This is a genomic window from Janthinobacterium sp. 67 (assembly GCF_002797895.1).
In the GTDB taxonomy this organism is placed as follows: Bacteria; Pseudomonadota; Gammaproteobacteria; order Burkholderiales; family Burkholderiaceae_D; genus Janthinobacterium.
In genome coordinates this window covers 6,182,216-6,189,404 of record NZ_PGES01000001.1, presented here as the reverse complement: position 1 = coordinate 6,189,404, position 7,189 = coordinate 6,182,216, and the positions used below count along the sequence as shown (strand labels likewise).

At 62.4% G+C, this 7,189-nt stretch carries 6 protein-coding genes; 1 reads left to right on the top strand and 5 read right to left on the bottom strand.

The genetic code is table 11. From position 1 onward, the window contains the following. Both CLU90_RS27845 and CLU90_RS27840 read right to left on the bottom strand, forming a co-directional pair. The coding region (locus tag CLU90_RS27845; protein ID WP_100429587.1) for a glycosyl hydrolase family 18 protein at positions 1-1,975 on the bottom strand (1,975 nt) is incomplete at its 3' end. A 103-nt stretch (positions 1,976-2,078) separates the two neighbouring features. After that, positions 2,079-3,518: a glycoside hydrolase family 19 protein gene (locus tag CLU90_RS27840; protein ID WP_232731355.1), complete on the bottom strand. Its 1,440-nt coding sequence runs from the start codon at positions 3,516-3,518 to the stop codon at positions 2,079-2,081. 1 nt (position 3,519) lies between these two features. Between CLU90_RS27840 and CLU90_RS29535 the strand changes: the two genes are divergently transcribed. Then, positions 3,520-3,792 carry a hypothetical protein gene (locus CLU90_RS29535; protein ID WP_139178512.1) on the top strand — a complete coding sequence of 91 codons (273 nt, stop codon included), beginning with the start codon at positions 3,520-3,522 and terminating at the stop codon, positions 3,790-3,792. 25 nt (positions 3,793-3,817) lie between these two features. On the opposite strand, the gene sorB is transcribed toward CLU90_RS29535, so the two are convergent. From sorB to CLU90_RS27825, 3 genes are read right to left on the bottom strand one after another with little or no spacing between them, the layout of a single operon-like run. After that, positions 3,818-4,435, bottom strand: coding sequence for a SorB family sulfite dehydrogenase c-type cytochrome subunit (gene sorB / locus CLU90_RS27835; RefSeq protein ID WP_100429334.1), 618 nt, complete (start codon positions 4,433-4,435; stop codon positions 3,818-3,820). 10 nt (positions 4,436-4,445) lie between these two features. After that, positions 4,446-5,666 carry a SorA family sulfite dehydrogenase catalytic subunit gene (gene sorA / locus CLU90_RS27830; protein ID WP_100429333.1) on the bottom strand — a complete coding sequence of 407 codons (1,221 nt, stop codon included), beginning with the start codon at positions 5,664-5,666 and terminating at the stop codon, positions 4,446-4,448. After that, positions 5,659-7,086, bottom strand: a complete 1,428-nt coding sequence (locus CLU90_RS27825; RefSeq protein ID WP_092719679.1) for an amino acid permease — start codon at positions 7,084-7,086, stop codon at positions 5,659-5,661. The genes sorA and CLU90_RS27825 overlap by 8 nt, the downstream gene beginning before the upstream one ends. Positions 7,087-7,189 lie beyond the last annotated feature (103 nt).

The following is a 7,189-nucleotide window of genomic DNA, read 5'->3' as shown; positions in this document are numbered from 1 at the left end:
CGCCCAGGGTGATGCTGACGTTGGCCGCCGTGCCCGGCATGGCGATTTCAGCGCGCTTGTTGCCGTACGCGCCAGCCGTGCGGAAAGCCTGGTACAGCACGTCCGTCAGGGTGGTGCCCATGAAATACTCGCCCTTGCCGCCATTGCGCGTGGCATCCCAGGCATAGTCGCCCGCCATTTCCCAGATCATCACGCCGCCGATATTGTTGTTGACGATGTACTGGGCCTTGGCCGCGATCGACTGCGTGGTTTCCGTGGAAATGAACACTTTCTTGGTCGCATTCCACAGCCACGGCGCCACCATGGTGCTGCTGTAGTACGGCACATAGGTGCCCACGAGCGCCTTGTCCGTGACTTTATAGGCGTCCAGGTAACTCGGCACGATACCATTCTGCAAGTTCAGCGCATGCCAGATGGGGTTGCCGCCACCTGGCGTCGGCTTGCCTTGCGAGTCGAGGTCGTACCACACGTTGTCGATGCCGGTGGCGCCCATGCCGCAGGTTTTCACGCCCGCGCACGTGACCGTCGAGTTGTTCAGCGCCGTCGTGCCCCACAGTCCATTCGTGCCACCCGTCACGTCCTTCCACCCCCGCGTGTAGAACGGCACGCCGATATTGATGCGCCCCGCCTGCATGGCGCCACGGTAGTAGCGGTAGGCCCAGTCCGTGTTCAGGTAGCCGATGTTCTGGTACTGGTAGGCATTGCCGGCACGCAGTTCGCCATCGTTGCCGTCGTCAAACAGCGCCGCGTTCGGTCCCACGTACTGGTTCCACGCGCCGTGCAAGTCGTAGGTCATCAGGCTGGCGTAATCGAGATATTTCAATCCCGACATATTTTCCTCGCCACGCAAGACCCAGCCCGAGGCGGAGCCGGCGATGGTGAGCAGATAGTATTTATTGTCCTGCACGGCCGCTTCGTCGAGCTTCTGGCGCAGCACTTTCAACAGCACGTTGTAGCTCGTCATCAGGCCGGCCAGGCGCGGTTTCGAGACGGCGAAGTCGTTCGGATTGCCCGCTTCATTGTTGGTGGTCGGGTGTTCGTAATCGACGTCGACGCCATCGAAGAAGCTATATTGGCGCACGAAGGCCACCATGGAATCGGCCAGGGTGTTGATGCCGGCCGTGTTGATGCTGCCGTCCGCGTTCGTCGTGGCCGTATAGAAGCCGCCGCTGCCGGCCCAGCCGCCCACGGAAATCATCAGTTTCACGCCAGGATACTTCTTCTTGTATTGCGCCAGCAAGTTGAAGTGGCCCTTGTACGGCAAGGACGGGTCCATGGCGGCGGCCGGCACGTTCGGCCAGGTGAGGCCCGTATCGGGATTGGCCGCACCGCTGCCGATGGCGATTTTCGACGTGGCCGGATCGACGGAGGCGAATGCGTAGTTCAGGTGGGTGATCTTGTCCCACGGCAGGTTATTCACCAGATACGTGGGGCTGCCATCGGCGCCCGTGCGCCAGCTGGCGAAATAGCCGACGATGCGCCGGTTCAAGCCATTGCCCAGCACTTCGCGGCCATTCGCGTCGTACACCTTGCAATATGGCACATTCGGCACGGCCGAGATGAGGCCGTCCGGACGGCAAGCCGTGGGGGTCGGCGTTGGCGTTGGCGTTGGCGTTGGCGTTGGTGTCGGTGTCGGCGTTGGTGTCGGTGTCGGCGTCGGCGTCGGCGTTGGGGTGGGCGTCGGTGTTGGCGTCGGGGTGGGCGTTGGCGTCGGGGTCGTATCCGTCACGGCCCACGGGCCCCACTGGTCGGCGGCGCTGGGGACATTGCCCTGCGTCCACCACTTGGCCTTGTAGGTGACACCCTGGTAAAGCACGCACTGGCCGCCCGTGTAGACGGTGGCGGCATCCCAGACGGCGCACGCTTCCACGGCGGCAAGCAAGGTGTTGGGCGTGGCGGTCGTGCCGTCCTGGCCCCCGCCGCAAGCGACGAGTACGCCGCTGAGCAGGGCCATCAATAATGCATTCGATTTCATGTTGTATTGGTCTCCGTTATGGTTTTACATCGAGAGCTGTTGCAGGCCCCTCGAGGGGCTCTTGTCAACTGTTATCCCTGGCTGGCTAGACTTGCACTTGCTGTTACTGCAACTTCACATTCCAGTTGGCTTCCACGCATTTCACGTAGTTCCCCGCCAGCAAGGCGCTGTACGGGGTTTGATAGCTGACCAGCTGGCATTGGTTCTCGCCGCCGGCGCTCCAGTTCTTTTCCCAATAGATGTTGTAGGAAGCGGAACTGGCCGGGGTGAAGCGCTGCATGTTGGCGCACGACAATTGTTCGCCGGAATAATCCCAGCCCATGTCGGCGGCAAACTGCTTGTAGTAATCGATGCGGTTTTGCGCGGCCTGCTTTTCCGTGCCCTGCCCGCACTCGGCGTTGATGATCATGATGGTGGTGGCGAAGTTATTGCCCGCCCCCGCCGTCGTGTCGGCCGCGTTCGGCACCCACGTGCCGTCGAGCACGTGCAGCATCGACGGCTTCGGCGGTTGCGGATAGACAAAGAAAAACGTGGCCGACGCCAGGTTCAGCCAGGTCGACGCCACCAGGTCCGGATTCTTCAGCAGCACGGACTGGTCGCCGTCATGCATGGCTTGCGAGAAGGGACCGTAGTTGTAGTTGTACGACAGCTGCTTGGCGCCACGGCCAAAGTATTTCTTGAAGCTGCCATCGGCATTCTTGCCGCAGGTCCAGACCTTGTTGAAAACGGGATCGGCACACTCGACGTTGTAGCCGCAGCCGGCGCCCGTCTCGTCGCAGCCCAGTTCGCGCAAATACTTCAAGCCCTGGCGCCATTGCGGCAGCGGGCTGCTGGCGTTGTGGTCGCCCGTTTCCTGACCGAAGTGGGCGAACATGGTGGCCAGGCTGTGGCGGCAGATGGCATCCGCATTGCGCCCGTCGCTGTAGTCGTCGCACACGGCGGGGAACTTGGCCACGGCTTGCAGGAAGCGCTGGTACGTGTAGCTGGCGTCGCGCGCGGCAAAATAATAATCCCACTTGGCCGCCGGCAGCAGGCGTTCGACACGCTTGACGTTGAGCGGATTGCCGGCCAGGCCAGGCTGCACGGCCTCGACGGCCGCATTGCCCAGGGTGCGGATCGACGCCTTGACCTTGCGGAAAAAATCGTTGTTCGTCAGCGCCGCCTCGTTGGCCTCGGCCTGGGCCTTGGTGGGCACGCCTGGTGTCGGTGTCGGCGTTGGCGTGGGTGTTGGAGTAGGAGTCGGGGTGGGAGTCGGGGTGGGTGTGCTCGTATCAAGGCTCCACGGTCCCCACTGGTCGTTGTTCGGCGCCGTGCCCTGCACCCACCATTTGGCGCGATACACCTTGCCATCGTAGACGGCGCACTGGCCCGCCGTGTAGACGGCGCTGGCGCTCCAGGCGGCACAACTGTCGCTGGCGGCCGTGGCGGCCAGCAGGGTCGATGGGGCTTCGGTGGTGGAATTGCCGCCGCAAGCAAGCAGCGCGCTGCCCAGCAGGCCAACCATCAAAGGCGAGGCCAGCCGGCTAATTTGCCGTGTCTTCACAATGTCTCCTGAACGTTATACGAAAACTATCGAAGTAGCTTTTTATGTTGTACGTAAAGAAAGCACAGTGCAGCATCGGCTTTCTGCACAGAGAATGCGACGCCCAAAATTGGTAGTCAAGTGGTTTTATATAACGGTGTTTTTTACAGTACCAGTGCTGTTGACCGCTGCATTGGCAAGCGATGCGGCGGCGAATGGAGGAGGTAAAAAAAAGCCCGCTGCGCAATGGCAGCGGGCAATACCGCGCAAGATGGGTGGGCGCAAGTGGTATTAATGGTTGGCGCGCGTCCGCGACGAATTTATCGGTTCAGCACGTACTTCGCGAGGGCCGTCGCGTCCGTCTCGCTCAGCTGGCTGAAGGGCGGCATGGGCACGGGGCCCCATTTGCCGGAACCACCGCTGCGGATGTTGGCCGCCACGGCGACGACTCCATCCTTGCCCTTGTACCTGGCCGCCACTTCCGCAAAGCCGGGACCGACCACCTTCTGGTCGAGGGCGTGGCAAGCCATGCAGCCGTTCGCCGCCAGCAAGGTTTTCACATCCTTCCCGCTGGCGGCCGTAACCGCGGCGGCCACGGGCTTGGCGACGGCGGCGGGTACGGCAGCGCCCCGCTCCGCGCCATAGGTTTTCACCAGGTAATCGACCATGGCCGGCACGTCCGCATCGTCAAACTGGGCGCCGAACGGCTTTTTCATCTTCTTGACGGTCGCTTCCCAGTAGGCGCGCGGCGAAGCGGGCGGCTGGCTCGATGCATACTGGGCCGCGTGGCACGTCATGCAGTTGCGCTGCACCAGCTGGTAGCCGGGCAATTCGCTGGGTTTGTAGGTCGCCGTTTCCGGCGGCAGCTGGATTTCCAGCGCGCCAGCGCTGCCGGCAAGCGCCAGGGCCACGGTGGCGGCAAGTGTTCTTATCTGCATTTGATTCTCCTTACACTGCGTCGATGCGCGTGGTTTCCACCACATTGCGCATATAACCCATGGGATTCCACAGGGCTTTCATGGGCTGGCTCTGGCCGACGCGGTTGACGGCGCGCACCATCAGCACGTGCTTGCCCTTGCGCGGCGCCTTCATGACCATCGTCCACTCGCGGAACGAGAAGCGTCCCAGGTCCTTGCCCAGCCTGGCTTCCTGCCACGTCTGCCCGCCGTCCACCGACACGGTCACTTCGCTGATGCCCTGGCCGCCATCAAAAGCGATGCCGCGCAGGGCCAGGTCGCGCCCCGCTTTCACCTGCGCGCCATCGTGCACGCTGGTAATGAAGGAGCGCACGTTGAGGCGGCTGATCGGCGTCGTCTTGCCCACGGGCGTGCCCGGCTCGATGAAGCCGGAACCATTGTCGGGAATGCGGTAGCCCGTGCTCATCCAGAAGCCGTCGAACGGCTTGTCGAGCACCGTGATGTCGCTCAGGTGCTTGACCCAGTAAGTGCCATAGTAGCCTGGCACGATCAGGCGCAGCGGATAGCCGTTCAGGAAAGGAATGTCCTCGCCATTCATGGCCCAGGCCAGCATGACGTCGCCGGCCATGATGTGCTCGACGGACAAGGCTTTTTGAAAGTCGGGACCGTCGCCCACGGGCGGCGTTTCCAGGCCATTGAAGGCCACTTGCACGGCATTGGCCGCGATGCCGGCCTTTTCCAGCACGGTTTTCAGGGGGATACCCGTCCAGCGGGCATTGCCCATGGCGCCATTGCCCAGCTGCCCGCCGTTGGCGCGCGGCGTAAAGAAACCGCGGCTATTGCCGGAACATTGCGTCACGGCCACCACGTCGACGGGTTCGGCCAGCTGTTTCAATTCCGCCAGCGACAGCTCCAGAGGCGTCTTCACCAGACCGCCGATGCGCAGCCGGTAGCTGTCGCCATCTATGCTGGTTGGCAAGCCGCTCCAGTGGTAGCGCACGAAAAACGCGTCATTGGGCGTGATCGCCCCCTCGCTGAAGACGCTGAACGGCGTTTCCAGCTGGGGCGGACGGCTGGTCAGCAGGATCAGCGGCCGTTTCTGCGGGAAGGCCACCAGTTCACGCTCGCCGTTTTCAAACGGCAAAGTGACGGAGGCGGCCAAGGTCGGCCCCGCCACGGCGGCGGCGCCCAGGGCGGCCGTCGTGCGCAGGAAGCGGCGCCGGTTTGCGGGCAGCAAGGTGGTGTCAGACATGTTTGAGCTCCACTTTGGTTTCGTTGTCGCCGTTGCGGTCGTCGTTGACGAGTTTCTTGATGTAGTACATGACGCTCATGATGACCACGCTCAGCAGGCCGAACCAGAACGACACGCGCTGTTCCGTATCGGACGACACGCTCATGGCGCCGAGGATCACCAGCATGGCGATGATGGTGAAATAGGTCAGGTAGGGGAACAGCCACATGCGCACCTTGATGCGTTCCGGGCATTCGCGCTCGAGGCGGCGGCGCAAACGCAATTGAGATATCGCAATGAGCAGGTAGACGAACAGGATCAGGATGCCGTAGGAATTGACGATGAACGGGAATACCAGGTCGGCCGACACATACGAGACGGCAATGGCGAAATAGGCGAACAAGGTGCTGAACAGGATGGCGCGGATCGGCACGCCATTCTTGCTCAGCTTGACCAGGCCCGTGGGGGCGTCGCCGCGGCGCGTCAGCGCGAAGATCATGCGCGACGAGGCGTACAGGCTGGAATTCAGGGCCGACAGCACGGCCGTCAAAATGATGGCGTTCATGATGTGGGCCGCGTACGGGATGTTCATGACGGTCAGGGCGCTGACGAAAGGCGTGGCGATGGCCGGCGAATCCCAGGGCACGATGCAGACGACGACGAACATGGACCCGACATAGAACATCAGCACGCGCATGACGACGGAATTGGTGGCGCGGGCGATGGCCTTGGCCGGGTCCGACGTTTCTGCCGCGGCGATGGTGACGATCTCGGCGCCCGAATAAAAGGCCGTGGCGGCGACGGCGCCGCTGAGCACAGGTCCCCAGCCGTGGGGCATGAAGCCGCCATGGCTGGTCAAGAAACCCAGGGTCGGGATGCTGTTGGGCAAGCTGCCCGTGATGAACAGGGCGCCGACGAACAGGAAGACGACGATGGCGACCACCTTGATCGAGGCGAACCAGAATTCGAATTCGCCGAAGGCCTTGACGGAGAACAGATTGAGCACGGTCATCGACACGAGCAGCACCAGGCTGATAGCCCATGAGGGCACGTCAGGCAGCCAGAAGTTGACGAGCTTGGCGCCGGCGATGGCTTCCAGGGCCACGACGACGACCCAGAAATACCAGTACATCCAGCCGCTCATGAAGCCGAGGAATTTCGACACTTTCGGCTTGTCGTCGAAAGCGAGGCGCGCATACTCGTAAAAGGAGCCGACCACGGGCAGGGACGAGGCCAGCTCGCCCAGCATGCGCATGATCAGGACGACGAGGCCGCCCGTGAGCAGAAAGGACAGGATGGCGGCCGGGCCGGCGGCCTTGGCGATGACGCCGCTGCCGACAAAGAGGCCGGCGCCGATCACGCCGCCGATGGCGATCATGCTCATGTGGCGTTGCTTGAGCGAGTGCTGCAAGCCGGTACTGTTATGCGATTCGCTAATCATGTTTTGTCTCCTGAAAATCTCTGAAGCTCGGTGCGCCCTGCCTGCTGCGGCTTGTTCTTGCCACGCGGCTTTGTTTTATTTAGGCAACACCGTCAAGCAGCAT